17 protein-coding genes and 1 pseudogene are annotated in these 19,683 nt (G+C 40.3%); 8 read left to right on the top strand and 10 right to left on the bottom strand.

What is annotated here, in order from left to right; translation table 11 throughout:
* Positions 1-3 precede the first annotated feature (3 nt).
* Positions 4-735 (top strand): MlaA family lipoprotein, encoded by a 732-nt coding sequence (locus tag L1266_RS11170; protein WP_138599025.1) that lies wholly within the window; start codon positions 4-6, stop codon positions 733-735.
* A 63-nt stretch (positions 736-798) separates the two neighbouring features.
* Here the strand turns inward: L1266_RS11170 and L1266_RS11165 are convergent, their stop codons facing one another.
* Positions 799-2,022, bottom strand: a complete 1,224-nt coding sequence (locus tag L1266_RS11165; protein ID WP_054553237.1) for an EAL and HDOD domain-containing protein — start codon at positions 2,020-2,022, stop codon at positions 799-801.
* A 370-nt stretch (positions 2,023-2,392) separates the two neighbouring features.
* On the opposite strand from L1266_RS11165, the gene putP reads away from it, so the two are divergent.
* Positions 2,393-3,904 carry a sodium/proline symporter PutP gene (gene putP / locus L1266_RS11160; RefSeq protein ID WP_054553236.1) on the top strand — a complete coding sequence of 504 codons (1,512 nt, stop codon included), beginning with the start codon at positions 2,393-2,395 and terminating at the stop codon, positions 3,902-3,904.
* A gap of 62 nt (positions 3,905-3,966) precedes the next feature.
* Here the strand turns inward: putP and L1266_RS11155 are convergent, their stop codons facing one another.
* The gene (locus tag L1266_RS11155) at positions 3,967-4,269 is read right to left on the bottom strand and encodes a YebG family protein (RefSeq protein ID WP_054553324.1); all 303 of its coding nucleotides are present in this window, start codon (positions 4,267-4,269) and stop codon (positions 3,967-3,969) included.
* 246 nt (positions 4,270-4,515) lie between these two features.
* Here L1266_RS11155 and L1266_RS11150 point away from each other — a divergent pair, with 246 nt between their 5' ends.
* Positions 4,516-4,809, top strand: coding sequence for a ComEA family DNA-binding protein (locus L1266_RS11150; RefSeq protein WP_054553235.1), 294 nt, complete (start codon positions 4,516-4,518; stop codon positions 4,807-4,809).
* 27 nt (positions 4,810-4,836) lie between these two features.
* Here the strand turns inward: L1266_RS11150 and L1266_RS11145 are convergent, their stop codons facing one another.
* The 3 genes from L1266_RS11145 to L1266_RS11135 form a co-directional block, all read right to left on the bottom strand.
* Entirely contained in the window at positions 4,837-5,139 is a 303-nt protein-coding gene (locus tag L1266_RS11145; RefSeq protein WP_235377543.1) for a DUF6170 family protein, read from the bottom strand.
* On the bottom strand, positions 5,139-5,657 hold the full coding sequence (gene dsbB, locus L1266_RS11140) for a disulfide bond formation protein DsbB (protein ID WP_138618583.1): 519 nt from the start codon (positions 5,655-5,657) through the stop codon (positions 5,139-5,141). The genes L1266_RS11145 and dsbB overlap by 1 nt, the downstream gene beginning before the upstream one ends.
* 129 nt (positions 5,658-5,786) lie before the next feature.
* Positions 5,787-6,938 (bottom strand): chorismate mutase, encoded by a 1,152-nt coding sequence (locus tag L1266_RS11135; RefSeq protein WP_054553232.1) that lies wholly within the window; start codon positions 6,936-6,938, stop codon positions 5,787-5,789.
* 382 nt (positions 6,939-7,320) lie between these two features.
* Between L1266_RS11135 and L1266_RS11130 the strand changes: the two genes are divergently transcribed.
* The gene (locus L1266_RS11130) at positions 7,321-10,284 is read left to right on the top strand and encodes a bifunctional diguanylate cyclase/phosphodiesterase (protein ID WP_082389262.1); all 2,964 of its coding nucleotides are present in this window, start codon (positions 7,321-7,323) and stop codon (positions 10,282-10,284) included.
* Between the two features lie 16 nt (positions 10,285-10,300).
* On the opposite strand, the gene L1266_RS11125 is transcribed toward L1266_RS11130, so the two are convergent.
* Positions 10,301-10,630 carry a translation initiation factor gene (locus L1266_RS11125; protein ID WP_054553231.1) on the bottom strand — a complete coding sequence of 110 codons (330 nt, stop codon included), beginning with the start codon at positions 10,628-10,630 and terminating at the stop codon, positions 10,301-10,303.
* Positions 10,631-10,763: 133 nt separating this feature from the next.
* Here L1266_RS11125 and L1266_RS11120 point away from each other — a divergent pair, with 133 nt between their 5' ends.
* The 4 genes from L1266_RS11120 to L1266_RS11105 all read left to right on the top strand — a co-directional run bounded on the left by L1266_RS11120 (position 10,764) and on the right by L1266_RS11105 (position 14,708).
* The gene (locus L1266_RS11120) at positions 10,764-11,069 is read left to right on the top strand and encodes an STAS domain-containing protein (protein WP_054553230.1); all 306 of its coding nucleotides are present in this window, start codon (positions 10,764-10,766) and stop codon (positions 11,067-11,069) included.
* On the top strand, positions 11,069-12,739 hold the full coding sequence (locus L1266_RS11115) for an ATP-binding SpoIIE family protein phosphatase (RefSeq protein WP_054553229.1): 1,671 nt from the start codon (positions 11,069-11,071) through the stop codon (positions 12,737-12,739). Before L1266_RS11120 ends, L1266_RS11115 begins: the two co-directional genes overlap by 1 nt.
* Before the next feature lie 45 nt (positions 12,740-12,784).
* Positions 12,785-13,444, top strand: coding sequence for a GAF domain-containing protein (locus L1266_RS11110; protein ID WP_235377542.1), 660 nt, complete (start codon positions 12,785-12,787; stop codon positions 13,442-13,444).
* Between the two features lie 73 nt (positions 13,445-13,517).
* Positions 13,518-14,708, top strand: a complete 1,191-nt coding sequence (locus tag L1266_RS11105; RefSeq protein ID WP_054553227.1) for an amino acid aminotransferase — start codon at positions 13,518-13,520, stop codon at positions 14,706-14,708.
* A gap of 77 nt (positions 14,709-14,785) precedes the next feature.
* Here the strand turns inward: L1266_RS11105 and L1266_RS11100 are convergent, their stop codons facing one another.
* The 4 genes and pseudogenes from L1266_RS11100 to L1266_RS11085 all read right to left on the bottom strand — a co-directional run bounded on the left by L1266_RS11100 (position 14,786) and on the right by L1266_RS11085 (position 19,682).
* The gene (locus tag L1266_RS11100; protein ID WP_235377541.1) at positions 14,786-15,535 is read right to left on the bottom strand and encodes a DUF3379 family protein; all 750 of its coding nucleotides are present in this window, start codon (positions 15,533-15,535) and stop codon (positions 14,786-14,788) included.
* Positions 15,535-16,083, bottom strand: a pseudogene (locus L1266_RS11095) (sigma-70 family RNA polymerase sigma factor); the annotation flags it as partial. The gene L1266_RS11100 and the pseudogene L1266_RS11095, both read right to left, overlap by 1 nt.
* A gap of 78 nt (positions 16,084-16,161) precedes the next feature.
* Positions 16,162-17,811, bottom strand: a complete 1,650-nt coding sequence (locus tag L1266_RS11090; protein WP_235377540.1) for a BatD family protein — start codon at positions 17,809-17,811, stop codon at positions 16,162-16,164.
* Positions 17,805-19,682, bottom strand: a complete 1,878-nt coding sequence (locus tag L1266_RS11085; RefSeq protein ID WP_235377539.1) for a vWA domain-containing protein — start codon at positions 19,680-19,682, stop codon at positions 17,805-17,807. The genes L1266_RS11090 and L1266_RS11085 overlap by 7 nt, the downstream gene beginning before the upstream one ends.
* Position 19,683: the final 1 nt, after the last annotated feature.

Here is a 19,683-nt window from a genome sequence, read left to right as displayed (position 1 = left end):
CCGATGTTTAGGCACAGTATATTTTTTATCTTTTTTGTAGTGCTTGCAGGATGCGCACAAATACCCGAAGAAAAAGCGGATGAGCGAGATCCGTTACAGTCGTTTAACCGTCCTATGTATGATTTTAATATGGACGTGCTTGACGCCTATATTCTTCGCCCAGCAGCTGTTGGCTACGTTACAGTAACGCCAACACCGGTAAGACGTAGCATTGTTAATTTTACCGATAACATCACCGCACCAACGGATATGGTCAATGCTGGTCTGCAGGGTAAGCCTGGTAATATGGGTATTAGCTTAGCGCGCTTTTTAGTGAACTCTACAGTAGGTCTACTCGGTTTTTTTGATGTTGCTTCATCGCTGGGCTTAGAAATTGTCGATGAAGATTTTGGCCAAACTCTTGGTGTATGGGGAGTGGGTGATGGTGCTTACTTGATGATCCCTGGTATGGGACCAAGTACCGCACGAAACCTAACTGGTGATGTTGTTGATAATTTCGTATTACCTGAAATAACACTAACAACACCTCAAACAATATTAGTGTTTGCACTTAAAGCGGTTGAAGCCCGTGCTTCATTAATGCCACAAGAGAGCCTATTAAATGAGTCGCTAGACCCTTATATCTTCATGAAGGATATCTACTTCCAGCGTCAATTATATGAGCTACATGATGGTAATCCGCCACTAGAAAAAGAACCAGATGACTTTGACGAAGATTTCTTAGAGAATCTTTAAAAGTGTTAAATAAAAATGCCAGCAATTGCTGGCATTTTTATATCGTTAAGGGATGGGTATTCATCAGTCCCCAAACACACTCATTTGGTCATTAGACCAACTCAATGCATCATGGTAAGCGTCAGGTACTTCTTCAGGTTTAAGTCCAAGTTGTTGTTGGATTTCTTTCGCTTTTTCCCAATTTGCTTGCTCATAAAATTTTACCAGCTTTAAATACGTTGCTAATAAGCCTTCATCTTTGAGTAGCGCATCTTTAATTTCAATAGTCAGCGGTAACTTGTTCATTACACTTGGCATATCTTCGTCGAGGATTGCATCCATTAACGACATCATACCCGTTAAAAATGCCATACCAGTATCTCGCATTTTGCCGTGGCTGATTGCCAATAATTCAGCAAACCGAGCACGGGTCAATGAAAGGCGAATTAGTTCGGCTGGCTTATCTGCTGCGACTTGCGCTGCAAATAAAAGTGATAAGAAACGTTTAATTTCTTCACTTCCTAATACAATAAGCGCTTGTTTAATTGTGCTGATTTCAGCGCGACGTTTAAAGGCCGCTGAGTTTGAGTAGCGTAGCAACTTATAAGATAAGTTAACGTCACGTTCAAACACCTCAGTGATTTTTCTGAGGTTTAGATCAATACTCGATGTTTCGTATAGAAGCTCGGCAAGAGCCATCTCTGATGGCGGCAAAGTTTTGCTTTGTACCATCTCAGGTTTTGAAAAGAAAAACCCTTGGAAGTAGCTAAAGCCCATTTCTAGGGCAAGCTGATACTTTTCGTATGTTTCAACTTTCTCAGCAAGCAACTTTATGTGTGGATACGGCTTAATAGCCTCGATGATCGCTTTTATTGAGTCTACATCACAAGTTAGAAAGTCAATCTTAATAATATCGATGTAAGGATAAAAGTGTCGCCATACAGGTTGGTGAATGTAATCATCAAGTGCAAGTATATAGCCTTTTTCTTTTAGATCTTTAACTAATGCCAGTAGGCGTTTACCTGGTTGGATTGTTTCTAATATCTCTACTACCACCTGCTCTTTACCAAGTAAAAGTGGATAACCCTTTTGCAAGGTTTCTAGAGTAAAGTTGATATAAGCAGGTTTGTTATCCGTTAAATCCTCTAAACCAAAATTAAATTGGCTGCCTTCAATAAGTCGTGACGTTGCTTCATCGCCATCAATATCAGGAAAAACATTGTCTACGCCATCTCGAAATAAAAGCTCGTAGCCAATTAGTTTTTTATCCCTGTCTAAAATAGGTTGGCGTGCAGCGTAAAAATACATAGTCCAAACATGTCCACATCTGTTAATTCATTTACTTCTCGCAATATATTGCATTGTGCCTGAAATAGCATTAGCTAAATGTTCATTTGCGAGGAAAAGTTATTATTTTATTAAGAATTAAAGACTAGGATAATTTGCAGATAAATTCTATAACTTGCGATTAAATATAAGAAAAATGTTAGATAAAAGTTGAAAAATTGAGCTTTGTCATTTATCTGCTTGATTGGAGTTAAGGGGGGTAAGCATGATATAGTCGTGGATGATATAGGTTTTTACCCCAATAATGTCTTTAAATTAAATAACTTGCGAGTCATTATTCGGATTAAAAGCCAACATTAAACAACTTTTGGAGGCTAATTTGGAAACAGGAATGATAATTTCGTTAGCATTGTACTTCATCGTCATGTTGGGGATTGGGCTATATGCTTATAAGCAATCTACCGACGATGTATCAGGCTATATGCTAGGTGGTCGTAATTTATCACCAAGTGTTGCTGCGCTTTCAGCTGGCGCATCTGACATGAGTGGTTGGCTGCTAATGGGCCTACCAGGTGCAATGTACTTGTTTGGTTTAAGTAAGGTTTGGATTGCCATTGGTCTAGTACTCGGTGCTTGGGCTAACTACTTCTTAGTCGCGCCTCGCTTGCGTGTTTACACAGAAAAGGCGAATGACTCAATCACCATTCCTGATTACTTCGCAAACCGCTTTGATGATAATAAGAATATTCTGCGTGTTATCTCTGCGATTGTAATCATTGTTTTCTTTACTTTATATACCTCATCAGGTGTTGTTGCAGGTGGTAAGTTGTTCGAAAACTCATTTAATATGAGCTACGAAATGGGTCTATACATCACAACAGGTGTCGTCGTGTTATATACCTTGTTTGGTGGCTTCTTAGCCGTGAGCCTGACTGACTTTGTGCAAGGTTGTATCATGTTTATCTCGCTGCTGGCTGTGCCAATTGCGACGTTTACCATGCTTGATCAGCCAGTTATGGATACACTTGCCAATGCACGCTATGACTTATTATTAAGCTCACCAAAAGAATCAGAAATTCATGCACTTAATATGATGGATTGGTTTGCAGGTGGTTCGACTATAGCGATTATTTCAGCAATGGCATGGGGCCTTGGTTATTTTGGTCAGCCACATATTATTGTGCGTTTTATGTCTGTACGTTCAGTGAAAGATATGCCAACCATGCGTCGTGTGGGTATGTCGTGGATGACGCTATCAGCAATTGGTGCTGTGCTAACTGGTCTATTTGGTGCTGCTTATATGCTTGAAAACCAAATGCCTATTGATGATAAAGAAACTATTTTCTTAGTGTTGTCTGAGCTTATCTTCCATCCTTTAATTGCCGGTTTCTTATTGGCAGCAATTTTAGCGGCAATTATGAGTACTATCTCATCACAGTTGTTAGTGTGTTCAAGCTCTCTAACTGAGGATTTCTACAAAATTTACTTAAACCGTAGTGCATCTCAAAAAGAGCTGGTTTTAGTTGGTCGTATTAGTGTTATCTTAGTTGCCTTATTTGCTATTTACCTAGCTTATGACCGTAATAGCTCTATTTTAGACTTAGTAAGTAATGCATGGGCTGGTTTCGGTGCAGCATTTGGTCCACTGGTGCTACTGAGCCTTTACTGGAAACGCATGAACTTACAAGGGGCTATTAGTGGCATGGTTGTTGGTGCAGCAACAGTGCTGTTTTGGATATACGCGCCAATTACTATTGATGGCCAAGCATTAAGTGCAATCATTTATGAGATTGTCCCTGGCTTTATTTTATCAACAATAGCCATAGTTGTTGTTAGCCTTATGACGGCTGAGCCAAAAAAAGAAATTACAGATTTATTTGATGAAGTTGAATCGTCATTGTAGTTTTTGATTAAACACAAAAAAGGGCAACGGATGTTGCCCTTTTTTATGATCTAAATTTGCGTTTAGCTTGCCGCTTTTTCTTTTATATCAGCAACGTTATCGTCTGACTTTGCTTTTTTAGGTTTAGCTGGCGCGTCTTTTGCACCTTTAAGTACCGCCATAAATTGGTCTTTTTCTTTTGCCATTTCAAGCGCCAGTGACTCAATTTGTTGCTCGCTTAATGGTACATCAACTTTTTCAAGCATAAGTTCTAATGACTCAGCAATGTCGAGCATTTTGTCATACGCATCAGCTTCTTTCTTAGTAGTAAACGTCATGCGCTCGACTCCGTTTCTTTCTACAACATATTTAACAACAACAGCCATGATTTCTCCTGCATTTAAGCCTGGCATTGCAGCGTAAAATCGCTGCTAAGATTACTGTTTTTATATACAGTAATGCTTCGAGCCTTACTTTGCAAGTAACTTGAGAAAATTTTTATTTAGTAAATTTGACAATACTTTGTGTATTAGCTTTATTTAAAATGTTACCCAAAGTTAAACACAAGCGATGGAGTGAGTGTTGGGTAATCGCTAACTATCAGTCCAAACAAGGGCGTCATGGAGGAAATTATGAAATTACTATCAAGTATTTTACTTGCCGCTACTCTTGCATTACTACCTGCTACACAGGTATCAGCCGAAACACCAACCAAAGCAACACAAGTTAAAATGCAAAAGCTGAGTATTAATAAAGCCAGCATTGAGCAGTTAACTCAATTACCGGGTATTGGTGAATCAAAAGCGAAAGCGATTGTCGAGCATCGCACCAAGCAAGGCTCGTTTAAGTCGCTAGAACAATTAAAAGAAGTAAAAGGAATTGGTGATAAGCTATTCGCTAAACTTGAGGGGAAAATTACTCTATAAATAGCAGGTTATCACCTATACAGGGCGTTATTCGCCCTGTTTAATTTCACTGATAGCCTTGTCTAAATACGCTAACGCGAACATGTTTTCGATAGGTGTTGTGATAAGAGGGTAACTTAAACCTGCTAACAACAACCAAGGAATAAGCATCCACCCTTCAAAGTAAGCTAAACCTAAAAATAATGGCGCTAAAAAGGCAAGCTTACATACCGATAAAATGATCTTTTTGCTCGGGCTTAAATGAGCCAAAGCAAGAGCAATAATCTGCTGGCGTTGCCTTACTTTAAAGTTTTTTAAAGTAGGGATTTGGCTAGTAAAAAAATAAATCATTATAGCGACTTTTTGCTCACTAATCGGCTAACTAAAACAGCCACAAATACCACTGAAAATGCTGCAAAAATCACTTCCATCCATGCCGGCATGCTCATTGAAGCAAACTGCCAATCGATATTGCCACAATCACCAGTGGCAGCAAAGAAGCTAGGGATCCATTCATGCAAAGGCATAAAACTTGGGAAGTTAGGTTCAAATGCACAGCTAAATGCAAACGGGTCGGTATTGTTTTGCATTGCAATGTGTTCTTTAGCAATAAAGTAACCCCAAATTGCTGAGATACCCCAAGTGGCAAATGCGACTAAGCGAACAACCATACTTTTTGGGTTAATCGCACCAATCACACCCGCTGCAAGTAAGCCTAAAACAGCGGTGCGCTGATAAATACACATGATGCATGGCTCAAGTCCCATGTTGTATTGAAAAAACAATGCTGTGACTTCAAATGCGAGTGAAATAAACGCTAGTAATAACCAAGGTGTTCTTTTAGTTGCTAATTCTGCTAACCAATTCATGAAAGATCCAATTTCAAATTGTTTTCAAGATTATGCTTAGACAGGGCTATGGGTGCAAGTATCTAAGATGAAATTATACGAAAAAGGAGTCGACAGACTCCTTTTCATTAGTCATATCTAGGCAGGCTATTACACACTAACAGCCTGCAAAGACTCACTTTGGTAACAGCCTAATACACGTGTGTACTGAGTGTGTTCTTTCAGCTCTTCAAGCGCTTGCTTAACATGTAAGTCATCAAGGTTTGCTTCGAGGTCAACATAAAACACTTCTTCCCACGGATTTCCTGGTACGGGGCGAGATTCTAGTTTTACTAGGTTAATTTGGTGATGTTTAAAAATCATTAAAGCATCAGCCAATGAACCTGCTTGTTGTTTAGTCGCCATGATTAAACTGGTTTTGGTCGGAATTTGTTTCGATACTTGTAGCGGCTTACGGGCGACAACAATAAAGCGGCTGTGGTTTTCGCTTTGGTTTGCAAGGCCTGACTTAATTACTTCTAAACCAACATTTTTGCCAGCTTGAGCTGAGCCGATAGCGGCGCTATTTGCTGTTTCAACCGCAGATTGCAATGCGTGGAAGGTTGAATCACAGGTTTCATGTTGAATGTCACCTAGCCCTTGAATGAAACGGCTACATTGAGCAAAAGGTTGTGGATGAGCAAAAATTTTATTGATATGAGATAGCTCAGTACCTGGCATTGCTAATAAACAGTGCTCAACGCTATGGGTTACTTCACCTACAATTGATACTTGTGCGTGTTGTAATAAGTCGAATACTTCATTGATACTTCCTGAGCTGGTGTTTTCAATTGGCAGTAAGCCAAAATCAGCCTGTCCACTTTCAACTTTACCAGTGATCTGTTCAAAGCTAGAGCAACCCATTTCAATCACTTTGCCAGGGCGGCGGCTAAAATATTTATGGCAGGCTAGTTGGCTATATGAGCCTTGCCCACCCAAATACGCAACACGATGGCTTTCGCTCATAGCTTCTGGGTTGAGGTTCTTTTGCAGCATGGCTTGCTGGTTTAAAACTGAGTCTTCAAGAATAGTTTGAAACACATTATTAATGTAGTAAGCGTCAAGACCTAATGACTTACCATAACTGATTAGTTTTTCCAGTAGTGCTTGTTCGCGAGCTTCATCACGAATTGGTTTGTTATTGGCTATTTTATATTCGACTACGCTGTGGCTTATACGGCGTCTTTTAGCCAGTAACACAAGTAAGTCGGAGTCGATTTCATTTATATCGTGTCGTAACGCATTTAATGTATCAATGCTCATGTTGGTTTCCTCATTCCAAAACAGTGCACAAACAAAAAAGCCTCCCAAGAGGGAGGCTTTAGCTATTCGGTGAAATTATCTCGCAAACAGTTAAGCCTCCTCTATCTAAAGAAGCTAAAAAAAGAAAAATAAGTGCGAGAGATATTTTGTTTCATTGGACTAATGTAAAAATACTTCTATGTAAAGTCAACTGCATAAACATGCTATTTTGGACAAAGCGAAAGATTCCTCAGAAATTTCATTAATCTTCATAAAAAATTTATAAATCTAAAAATGAATCTGGTATATTTGTTTTTGCATAATAAATAATAACAATTATTAATAAGGTAGTCCTGTGGTGTATCGACGACCGCCATCCCGGTTTGGGGTGAATTCATTAAGTATGAAATTGTCGCTGTTAATCTCTGCTATTTGTTTAATTGCAGGTATTTGCGCTGCAGCTTTAATGCTTAAATCAGAAGAAAAACAGCTTGTTTTTGAAGAGCACGAACTTTTAAAGCATTCGAGTGAACGCTTGAGTCGTCAATTCAATCGCTTAATTAACACCAAAATAAATATTGCAGAGCAAGCTAACAATGTCGTTAGTAGTCAGCTACTGCATAATGAGTCACATCTACAAAATAACCGCAGCGCAGATATAAAGTTTGCAGTTGATGGCAGTATTCGCAGCACTTCTGAGGATGGTTTATCAGCTTCATTTATTCCACAAGACCAGTACTCTAATTTTTATAAGCAGCTGATTAACGATTCTGAATCGCTATGGAAAATTGTCTCACCAACGCTTATCCAAGACTTTTTTAATTTTTATTTAATCACTAAAGATAACTTTATACGTATTGCTCCACCTAATTGGGCGCTCAATGTACCGGGCGATTTTGACTTTACCAAAGGCGAGACATTTAATTACGCACAAGCTGCAACAAACCCGAGCCGAGAAGCTGTATGGTCAAAGGTGTATTACGATACTATTTGGCATAAGTGGGTCGTAAGCGTGCTTGTGCCAATCTATCTTGATAACGAATTTTTTGGTGTCACTGGTAGTGATATTGCGCTTGAAACCTTATTGGCACAGCTGCCTATTGGCGATCGTGAGCAACATTTATTAGTGTTTGATGCGAAAGGTCAGCTCTTAGCTCATCCTGATTTAGATAAAACAACGCTTGAGCAATATGGCCGTGAAGGTAAAAAGTTGCTGACTGAAGATTTTGTTAATCCTGATCTACAAAAATTAGTGTCTGAAACCATTCGCTTAAAATTACCAGAGTCTGCAAATTCATTTGTACAAGATGGTGAAACCCATATTATCAATATCCGCAAAGTCGAGAACCTTAATTGGTATATTGGTATTTATAAAAAGCGCTCGTCGGCACTTTCTGCGCTTGAAGAGCTAAAAGTAAAGTTCTTTGGCTTGTTTATCCTGTACGCTATTTTAGTTGCTTTGTTATTGCATCAAGCACTTTATCAATTAGTACTGCGTCGTATTCACTCTTTGGTAAATGCGGTTGTTAGTTTTGGCAAAGGGCAATTTCAAACTGAATTTCCTAAAGTGAACAAAGACGAAATAGGCACGCTTAATGGCTCTTTTAGAGACATGGCAATAGAAATTCGTAAATTAATCGATGGTCTAAATCAGCGCATTAGCGAAAAAGAAATAGCTGAAAAAGCAGCGAACCGATTATCCAAAGCGGTTGCCTTCTCAGGCACTGGCGTTGTGATCACTAATCAAGACTTTGAAATCAAATACGTGAACCCGAAAATGGTTGAGATGACGGGTTTCGAGGAACGCCACTTTATTGGCTCACCATTGATGAATATTATCTCTCAAGAAATGGCGATTTTAGTTGACGATATTGATATCGACCTACGTAGCCGTAACTATTGGCGAGGAGATACTTTATTACAGGGTAATGAGCGTCAATCTGTATGGGTTTCATTGAGTATTTCTCCAATCCGCGAAGAAGGGGGGGAAATCACCAGTTACGTGGCTTCAGCTCAAGATATTTCGTTTGTGAAAGAAAGTCAGCGAAAAATGGAACAGCTTGCCTATTTTGATACATTAACAGGGCTTGCAAACCGTACTTTCTTTAGAATGCAGCTACGCAAGTCTATGGCACTTGCTGAACGTGGTCATTATGCATTTGCTTTATTTTACTTTGACTTAGATGAATTTAAACGTATCAACGATACGCTAGGTCACGATGCGGGCGATCAGTTATTGGTTGAAGTTGCTAATCGTTTGAAAAAGCGTTTACGCACCGAAGATACCATTGCACGTTTAGGTGGTGATGAGTTCGCAGTCCTGTTAAGTGGTATTGAGCATCAAACTCACGCCATGGAAGTGGCGAATACCATTCAACGTACTCTTAATGAGCCTATCAAACTAGGTAACAATGAAGTGATTATTAGTGCCAGTATTGGTATCACGATGGCACCATTTGATAGCCAAGAGGAAGATCAGCTACTGAAGCATGCTGACCTTGCTATGTATGAAGCAAAAGCGAAAGGGCGTAATACTTACCACTTTTATAGCCAAGAGCTTAATGCTGCTGCCAATGAACGCTTGTTTATTGAAAATGAGTTACGTACAGGTATTCGTGAGGGGCAGTTCCAGGTTTACTATCAGCCACAAGTAGATTGTCGCAAGAATCAAGTTGTTGGCTATGAAGCACTCATACGGTGGTTCCATCCAAATGAAGGCATGATACCGCCAACTAAATTCATTCCTATTGCTGAAGCTACAGGTTTGATTGTTGAGCTTGGAGCGTGGATATTGCAAGAAGCGTGTGAGTTTGCTGCACGTTTAGCAAGCCAAGACTTAAAAAATAATATTTCAATCAACTTATCAGCACGTCAATTTAAAGATGCTAATTTGGTGTCGACGCTTGATAAAATCATCAAGCAAACAGGAGTTGAACCAAAACGCATTCACTTAGAATTGACTGAAAGTATGTTAATGGGACATGTTGAGGCGGCGATCTTACAACTGCATCAACTAAAAGCACTTGGCGTTTCAATTTCAATTGATGATTTTGGTACCGGATACTCGTCACTGAGTTATTTGAAACGCTTTCCAGTCGATATTTTAAAAGTTGACCGCTCTTTTGTGAAAGATATCCCTGAAGACAGTAATGATATGGAGATCACTGCTGCGATTATCGCAATGGCACAAAAACTTAAGCTTAACGTTGTTGCTGAAGGGGTCGAAACTAAAGAGCAAATTGAGTTTTTACAAAATAATAACTGCTTTGTTGTGCAAGGGTATTACTTCAGTCCGCCTGTGAGTGAGGCTGAATTACCTAAGTTATATGAGCATTTACAGTCACTAGATTTAATCAAGAATGATTAATAAAGTAGGGGGGAAGTTAACCCCCTGCTATTTTTACTTTGAATTTCAGCGCTTCGAGAATCGCTTTTAGCTTATCTCTGTCATCACCTTGAACTTCGATGATACCCTCTTTTACTGCACCGCCTTGACCCATCTTACTTTTAATGGTTTTGGCTAATTTTTTTAAGTCATGTTGTTGGCTATCAATACCAACCACTAACATCACACCCTTACCTTTTCGACCTTTTGTTTGGCGTTCGATTCGTAAAAAACCATCTTTAAACATTTTACTTTGTGCAGGTTTACTTTCTTTGGGTTGTTCAATGCGCCCTGTAGAAGTTGAGTAAACTAGATTATTTTCGCTCATAGTGGATCTCGTTGTAGAAGCTTAGATAAATGATAACAAATTTAATCCTAAGTGTTTTATTTTTTGGCTTATTTGTTCTAAGCAGTTATATTTAGATAAGTCTTCGGAAAGATTTGTTAAATAGGAGTTTATTATGAGTTTGACGCGCAGTACATCTGCTGATGGCGCTATTTTAACCGTACAGATAAAAGGAAAGTTTGATTTTAATTTGGTGCAATCTTTTCGTCAGGCATACGCCGACTTAAACAGCAATATCAATAAAGTCGTTATTGACCTTAGAGAAACTGATTATATGGACAGTTCAGCATTAGGTATGTTGCTCAATATGAAAAAAAATCTAACGGGCAAAGTTGATACAATACAAATAAGTAACTGTCAGCCTCAATTAAAGAAAATCTTACAAATATCTCGTTTTGATAAAAAATTTGATATCGATTGATGCTTAATATATTGGTAGTCGATGATTTAGAGCTAAATCGTCGTTTATTAACTGTGATGTTAGAGCAACAAGGCTACCGGGTTTTCACTGCCGAAAATGGACTTGTTGCTTTAAGTCTTCTTGACGAGCAAAAGATAGACATCGTACTGCTTGATGTCATTATGCCAGTGATGGATGGCTTTGAAACAGCTGCAATTATAAAAGAGCGCTACAGCCAAGTTTACTTACCTATTATTTTTATAACCTCTTTAGAAGACGAAGCAAGTTTTGAACGCTGCTTAGCGGTCGGTGGGGATGACTTTTTACACAAGCCATTCCAAGAGGTAATCTTAAATGCGAAAATTAAAGCACACAGCCGCATTCGCAACCTAAGTCAAAAAGCAAGAGAGCAGAATTTACAACTTGAGTACCATCAAAATCAAGTTGAACGTGAGCATGAAATTGTCGAGCACATTTTTAATAACGCGCTTGAAAACCAACAGTCATTCCCTACCCATTTAGATTTTCATTTATCGCCTGCCGCTATGTTTAATGGCGACATGTTTTTGGTTGGGCAAAGTCCAATTGGCAGCTTGTATTGTATGCTAGGAGACTTTACTGGTCATGGCTTAGCTGCTGCTGTTGGTGCATTACCGGCATCTAGAGTCTTTTATACGATGGTAAGTAAGGGCATGTCGGTAAGTGACATTGCAGCTGAGATTAACTCAGTATTGGCGAAGTTATTACCTGGGCATATGTTTTGTGCGGCAACTATTCTAGAGCTTAGCAATACAGGTAAAAGTGTTTCTGCATGGTTAGGTGGCCTGCCAGACACCTATATCATCGATCAGCAGGGAAATATAATTCGTACATTAGAATCTCAACATATGGCGTTGGGAATTTTAGAGGATGATGAATTTGAACGCGCTTTGATCCATACAGAGGTTGAAACTACATCACGAATCGTTATGGCGACTGACGGAATTATTGAAACGATTAATCCAAGAGAAGTTTATTTTGGAGAAAAACGGTTTAAAGATGTGCTTGCCTCTAGAGATAACATTTCCTGTCATCAAGTGCTCGAAAGAGTTAAGCGTTTTGCACAAGGTAACGAGCAGCAAGACGATTTAAGTTTAGTGTTGTTAAATTGTTTGCCGGTGCCTGAACCTGAACAAATGGTAGAACCTTATTCTGAATTGCCATTTAACTTCTCTTTAAGCTTAAATTCAAAGCAGATTAAAAGCACTGATCCTGTTTTAGAGGTTGTTAATGTGATCAGTCGGGTACCAGGTTTAAACGCTCACCGAGCCAATATTTTTCTTATCTTATCTGAGGCTTATAATAATGCGCTTGATCACGGTGTTTTAGGACTAGACTCTGATGTGAAAAATCATGACGATGGTTTTTTAATTTATTATCAACAACGAGAAAAAGCATTAGCTAATTTAACCGATGCATTAATTATCATTGATATCCGCTATAGCCCTGAAGAGTATGCTTTGTATTTTACAATTTGTGACTCGGGACATGGATTTAACAAACAAGATTCTGAGCAACAAAACTTAGTGCGAGAGCATGGCAGAGGTTTATGTTTGCTGAGCGAAATTGCGACTGGCGTCACATTTAATAGTGCTGGCAATCAGGTCGAAATTTATTATCAATTAACAGCAAGCAGTACTAGCTCACAGTAAAATCGCATGTTATCATCTCGGCATTATAGATGTTTGGATGGCTAAATGATTTCTAACTACTTATCGACTGCTCAACTTGATTTACCAGAAAGCTTGGTTGTTGAGCAATTATCAAACCTTGAACATTACCTTGCACAGTCAGCTTTACCTGCAGTGCGCTGGGAATACCAAATTCCTGAGCTAGGCGAGGGTGGTGCGTGTAGTTTATTTGGTTACTTACAAGATGAACCATTCAAATTAAACGACTATGTTGCAGAGGATGCTACCAATACTGAAAAGCTGGCCAAGCTTCAGCAAATCATCGATTTTGTCGTTGCCCAGACTCACGTTGATTGGTTTGGTATTTACCAAGCAACCAATACTGACGAAGGCTCTCAGTTATTAAAATTGGTATATCACGGAGCACCGAGTCGTCCATTATTCCCACTTACTGAAGCGTTTTCTAAAGGTAGTAATAATGTTCAAGTGGCACTTTCTAAGCAAGGTCGTGTGATCAATAACGTAGCCGATTACCTTGCACAAGGTGGAGAGTATTATACTTGCGACCCTAAAGTGAAAGCAGAGACCTGTCTACCGCTGTTATCAGACAAAAATGAATGCTTAGGTATTATAGATGCGGAAGCATTTAATAATGATTTCTTTGATCAGCAAACCCTTGCATTACTTGTGGCTTGTTGTATTAAAATTCCTCAACTCTTGGTCTAATTTAACTAGTAATCAGGCTGGGTTTTTATGTTAAGCTAGTGGCAACGCTAACCCCTATAAAAAGAGATAGTCAATGTTCTCAGAATTAAAACCATTACCAACAGATCCTATTCTTGGCCTAATGGCGGCCTTTAAACAAGATACAAACCCAAAGAAAATCGATTTGGGTGTAGGTGTTTATAAGGATGAGCAAGGCAATACGCCGGTATTAAAAGCGGTTAAAAAAGCGGAAGCGTTTCGTTTAGAAAACGAAACCAGTAAATCGTACATTGGCTTGGCAGGTAACCTAGATTACTGCCAAAAAATGGAAAACTTATTACTGGGTGAGCATCCAGCACTTTTAGCTAATCGTGTTCGCACGGCACAAGCACCAGGTGGTACAGGTGCATTACGTGTTGCAGCAGAATTTATCAAACGTTGCAACAAAGATGCGACAGTATGGGTAACTACGCCAACGTGGGCAAACCACATCAGCTTATTTGAAGCGGCGGGCTTAACAGTAAAAGAATACCCTTACTACGATTACGAAAATAAAGACCTTTTATTTGATGACATGATTAATACCCTTAAGCAAGTGCCTAAAGGTGATGTGGTGTTATTCCACGCATGTTGTCACAACCCAAGCGGTATGGATTTAAATGCTGAGCAATGGAGCACAGTTGCTGATCTTGCTGTTGAAGTTGGTTTCACGCCACTGGTTGATATTGCTTACCAAGGTTTTGGTTCAAGCCTTGAAGAAGACGCAGCGGGTCTTCGTAAATTAGCAGCAGCGGTAGATGAGCTAATCATCTGTTCTTCTTGTTCGAAAAACTTCGGTCTATACCGCGAGCGTATCGGTGCATGTTCAATCATCGCTAAAGATGCAGCAACTGCTGATATCTCTAACTCTGTATTATTAAGTGTTGTACGTAGCATCTATTCAATGCCACCTGCCCATGGTGCTGATATTGTTAGCACGATTTTAGGTAGCACTGAGCTGACGCAAATGTGGCATGACGAGCTTGATGAAATGCGTAATCGCATTAATGGCTTGCGTACATTAATCAAAGAAAGCTTAGCTGCGAAAGGCATTGAGCAAGACTTCTCATTTATTGACCGTCAAAATGGTATGTTCTCATTTCTAGGTATTAATAAAGAGCAAATCGAGCGCTTACAAAAAGAGTACTCAATCTACATTGTTGGTTCTAGCCGTGTAAACGTTGCTGGTATCAGTGATGCAAACATTGATTACTTTGCAAATGCAGTAGCAGACGTTTGTAAGTAACTTGCTTTATAGCGATAAAAAAACCGCAGTGAATGCGGTTTTTTTATGCCTGTAATATGTGTTACTACGAGTAGGTATTAATGCAGCCAGCGAATGGCGTCATTGATCATACTGTTGTAGCTATCAAGTGGCGCACCAATACTCGCGATTAAGATGGTATCAGCCCGATCGCCTCGGTTGATGTGGCCAGCGAAACGCTCATCATTGAAATCGTCAGAGCCAGTGCCAAATGGTTGCTCGTCAGAAGGCACAATGAATACCGTCATCGGGCCAAAATCAGACTCAAATACCAAGTGCAGACCTTTTTTGCCTTGAAAGTCACAAAACATTAAATAGGTTACTTTACCTGGTAGCTCATCTAAATGTCCGCCAATGGTGGCAAACTTTTCGTTCACATAGGCAAGGTCTATCGCTTCATGTTTATCTAGCGAGCCTATCTCATGGTAAAGGTGCGCAAAGGCATGCTCACCCACACTGTATAACGTATGTTGTTTGTTACTGACAAAGAACACACTAATTGCCACTAAAAATGACGCTGCAGCGGCTAAATACAGTCGATTAAAGGCAAAGCGTGACTTAGCCTCAACAATGGTGTCTAGCGGTTGCTCAGCGCTTTCTGCTTCAGAACTATATGTATTATCAATAATTCGCTGTGCTAAATTTTCAGGCACGGGGATGTTAAGTGCTTTGCTTAGTTCATCGTCAAAGGCACGTACATCATCAATAAACGCCTGTTTATCTGTGTCCTGCTCGGCAAACGCTTCAAGTTCCTTATCAATAGTGCTTGGCTCGGCGAGGATGCGGCGGCGAAACTCGAGTTCATCCATTAATTTGATGCTCCTCTAAGTTGGTCATCATCACTGCTTAAAGCCTCTTTAAGCTGGTTTCTGGCACGAAAAAGTCGTGTCATGACAGTATTTTTATTTAAATCGAGGATCTCGGCGATTTCATCGCCAGAGCAACCCATTACCACTTGCAGCAGCAATGGTTCTCGATATTCTTGTGATAACTTTCCTATTTGTCGTTGAATCACTGTTTGTTCCATTTCAGCATCAAGGGTTGAACTTTGTTCATCTACAAGGGTGTCGTTTTCAACATCGGCGTAATCAAATTGTTTACGTTCAAAACGGCGTGCATTCTCGCGGCGCAAAATAGTCAACAGCCAAGGTTTAACTGCTTGTTGGTCTTGCAGTGAATCCAAGGCACGCCAAGCCCTCAGGAAGGTTTCCTGCACTAAGTCTTCAGCAATGTTCTGATCACGACACAACCAATACGCAAAGCGAAAAAGCTCACTGTGGTAGACATGAACCAGCGCTTCATATCGCTTTTGTTTTTCTGTCATAGTAACTAAGACCTGCCTATCAGAAAAAAACTTTCTGAGATTATTATTTTTTTCTTAAAAAAACGGCTAACTCAAGATTAGCCGTTTATTTTCAACTATTTAGGTTAATAGTTAATCATAAAGATTCTTTAATTCAGTGTCATTACTTGTTGATTTAGTTTGCTTTGCGGCTTGGCTTAGCAAGCTGACGATTAAACTTAAATCAACCTGTTCATCGGCTGAACTATAAAGTTTAGTGCGTAATTTAGCAATTTCATCATTAAGTTGTGTGTTTTTGAGTGATGTTAGTAAACATTCGATGGCCGCAGCATTTTTACCAGTCTGTTGTTTTGCGTAGTGGTTCAATGCGTTATAAAACCCAGAGTTATTGTTTTGTTTTGCAAACTGCTTAAGCTCATTTAACGATGCTGATGAACCACTGGTAGGTAATGGCTCAGCTGTCGGTTGCTGAGGACGCTTTTTAAAGTAAAGCACTAAGGTGATTAGCCAAAGTCCATAGCCGACCACTGCCACGATAATAAGCCACATAGGGGTCGTGACTTTTGTGACCGTTTGCATATTAGTTGGCGCATCACCCAGTTCATTAGAGCTTGCGGTTTGTGGCTCCGCGATAGCAGGAGCTGTTGGTGTGAGTGGATTTGTACTTGGTACTACCGTTAATGTACGAGCTGGTATGGTCGCATAGCTAATACGATTGATTTTAGTATTAAACCAAGACAGCTTGATTTCAGGCAATGTGTAAGTGCCCGGAGTTTGCGGTAATAAAGCATAAGAAGCCGTTTGTTGTGAGATAACACGGCCATCACGTACCAGATGATTACTCTCTTTTTCATCAGGGTAACTTCTAAAACCTTGTACCTGCGGCATATCGATATCAGGAAGTTGCTCTTTAGTAACCCCCAATGCGGTTAAGGTGATAGTGCGAGTGATTGGCGTGCCAACTTCAACGGTGTCGTCTTTTGGTTGCCATTGCTCATCAAGGTTAACCAGTTCGCTAGGTAGCCATGCACCTGTGTAGTTATCTGGAATTGGCTTGATTTCAACATCAACATCTTCGCCCATCGCTGACACAGCCATTTGGCGATAGTTTTGACGAATACGGCCGTTGAACACAGGTGCCGTAATAGTATTTACGCCACTTTTTTGTGGCTGCACTAAGTACTCACGGGTGATCACTAAATAGCGTTTGCCATCAATTAACTCATAGTCTTCAGATTGCTTGTTAATTGGGGTTAGCTCAGCGTTTTCCATTTCTGGCGTAGTTAAGTTGCCATCAAGCAATTCTTTGTTGTTGTCTAAATACAATTTAACCGTATAAACACCGGCTTCTTGCACGTATAAGCTAGTTGGCTTGATGCTTGTTTTAATGAAGGCTTCTTTATTTTGCTCTGAGGTTTGACTGCGCTTAGCTACCGTTAGCTCAATGGGTTTTGAACTGACACCAGCTACAGTAAATGCAGGGATGGTATAAGTGCCTTCTTTGCGGGTCATCAGCTTTACAGACCAGTTAGTTTGCTTACTGATTTCACCATTAATAATATTAGTGCGCGAGCTAACACTGGTTGGCCCTACAACAAAGTCTTTTAATAGCACCGAAGTGTCTGGTTGTTCGCTGTTAATAGAATCGTCTGCTGAGATGGTTAAAACAAAAAACTCACCAGCAAGGACAGGGTTTTTATCAACACTTGCCTGTAACTGGGTGGCAGCCCAAAGCGGCGCTGCCGCGATTAGCAATAAACAACATAATAATCGCATTACCATGATTTTTCGGCTCCTCGTGGACGACGTTGGTAGTTTCGTTTTTGTGCTTCTAATTGCATTTTATTTCTTAATAAGATCGCTGGATCATCGGGAACTTTACGCAGCAGCTGGTTAAGTTGCTGGGCTTTTTCTTTCTCTTCATTGGTCAGTTCAGCAGCTTGTGCTTGCATAGCCTGTTGCTCTGCTTGCTGTTTAGCTTGTTCATCGCTTTGCGATGGCTGTGGCTGGGCCTCTTGTTGCTCGGGAGCTTGCTCTGGCTGTTGTTCTCCAGATTGTGACGACGTGTCTGCTTGTGATTCCATTTCAGGTTTGTTTTGCTGGTCACTATTAGACTCGCTTTGCTCACCTTTTTGATCTGATTGCTCACCTTGCTCTGACGGTTGTTGGCCATCTTGTTGCTCACTCTGCTCAGAGTTTTCACCTTGCTGTGAATTTTCACCCTGTTGCTTTTGCTGGTTATCTTGCTGGCCATCAGAGTTTTGTTGATCGTTGTTTTGCTGTTGATCTTGTTGCTGCTGTTGTTGCTCTTGCTGATGCAATAACTGTTCAACGAGGGCTTGGTTTTCTTTTGCCTCAGTGAAGTCATTTTTAAGCTGTTGGGCTTGCTTATACGCTTCTATGGCTTGTTCTAGCTCACCGGCCTTAGCAAGGGCATTTCCGTAGTTGTACAAACCCGTCGCAGATTTATCTTCACTAAACGCATCCATGGCCGCTTGGTAATTACCTTGCTGGTAAAGAGCTGCGCCTTTTAATTGCGTGTTTTGTGCTTGGGCGGCTTGTTCAAATTGATTTTGCTGATAGGCATCAAGAGCACGTTGGTCTTGGTTTTTAAATACATCTGGTAATTCAGCGGCGTAAACCTGTTGTTGAGGTAGGAGCATAACAAACAAAAAGCCAAGCACTAGGCTGCTACGACGAATTAAAAAGAGCGCTAACGGCAATAAAATAATCAGGCCGTAAATACCGGCATCAACTCGCCATAATGCTTGGCTTTGTTTCTCATCTTTGAGTACTTCTGCATTGGCAGTGGGGGCAAATGTTTGAATATCCTGATTACTAGTTTGATACAGTGCGAATTTGCCACCGCTGTTGCGCGCAAGCGAACTTAAGCGGCTAACATTAAGCGTCGGAATCACAATCTGTCCTTGAATGTCTTTTAAAAAGCCACCTTCTGGTAGCTTAATCGGCGCACCTTGCTCTGTGCCGACGCCATAGACATTTAAACGATAACTAGACTGAGCGGTAAAGCGGCTAATATCTTCTTGATCTAAGCTATCAACCCCATCGGTGACTAAAATAATATCACCATCTAAATAGCCGGCTTGTTTAAGTAAATCGTCGGCTTTTTCTAGGCCTTCAATAACATTCGAACCTTTGCTCGGCATGATATCGGGGCTTAGACTTGGGATAAGGTTAGCCAACGTGCTAGCGTCATTGGTTAGCGGCGAAATTGTGAATGCAGAGCCTGCATAAGCCACTAGTGCCGTATCACCTTCTTTGAAAAGCTCAATCATGTCGAGTGCTTTAAAGCGAGCTTGAACTAATCGGCTTGGTGCGATATCGGTACTGAACATGGAGTACGACATATCCATCACAATAACTCGCGCATTCTTTGCTTGAAACACGGGAACTTGTTTTTTCTCAAAGCTTGGACCTGCTGAAAAAACGATGGCTAACAGGGTAAACACCGCAACGAACCAAAGCGGTTGGCTTTGCTTTTTATGGTTATCGCTCATTACAAATTGTGCCAAATGGGGGGCAATTAAATCAGCGGGGGCGCTTTTTTTGTTGCGTACCAACAGCACACTAAAAATAATCAGCGCGGGGATTAATAACCAAAGTAGGGCAGGGCGAATAAATTCAAAATCCATA

This window comes from Pseudoalteromonas sp. Cn5-37 (assembly GCF_021532495.1).
Taxonomy (GTDB): domain Bacteria; phylum Pseudomonadota; class Gammaproteobacteria; order Enterobacterales; family Alteromonadaceae; genus Pseudoalteromonas; species Pseudoalteromonas simplex.
Note: the sequence above shows the minus strand (reverse complement) of the source record. Positions and strands in the feature narration are given on the sequence as shown.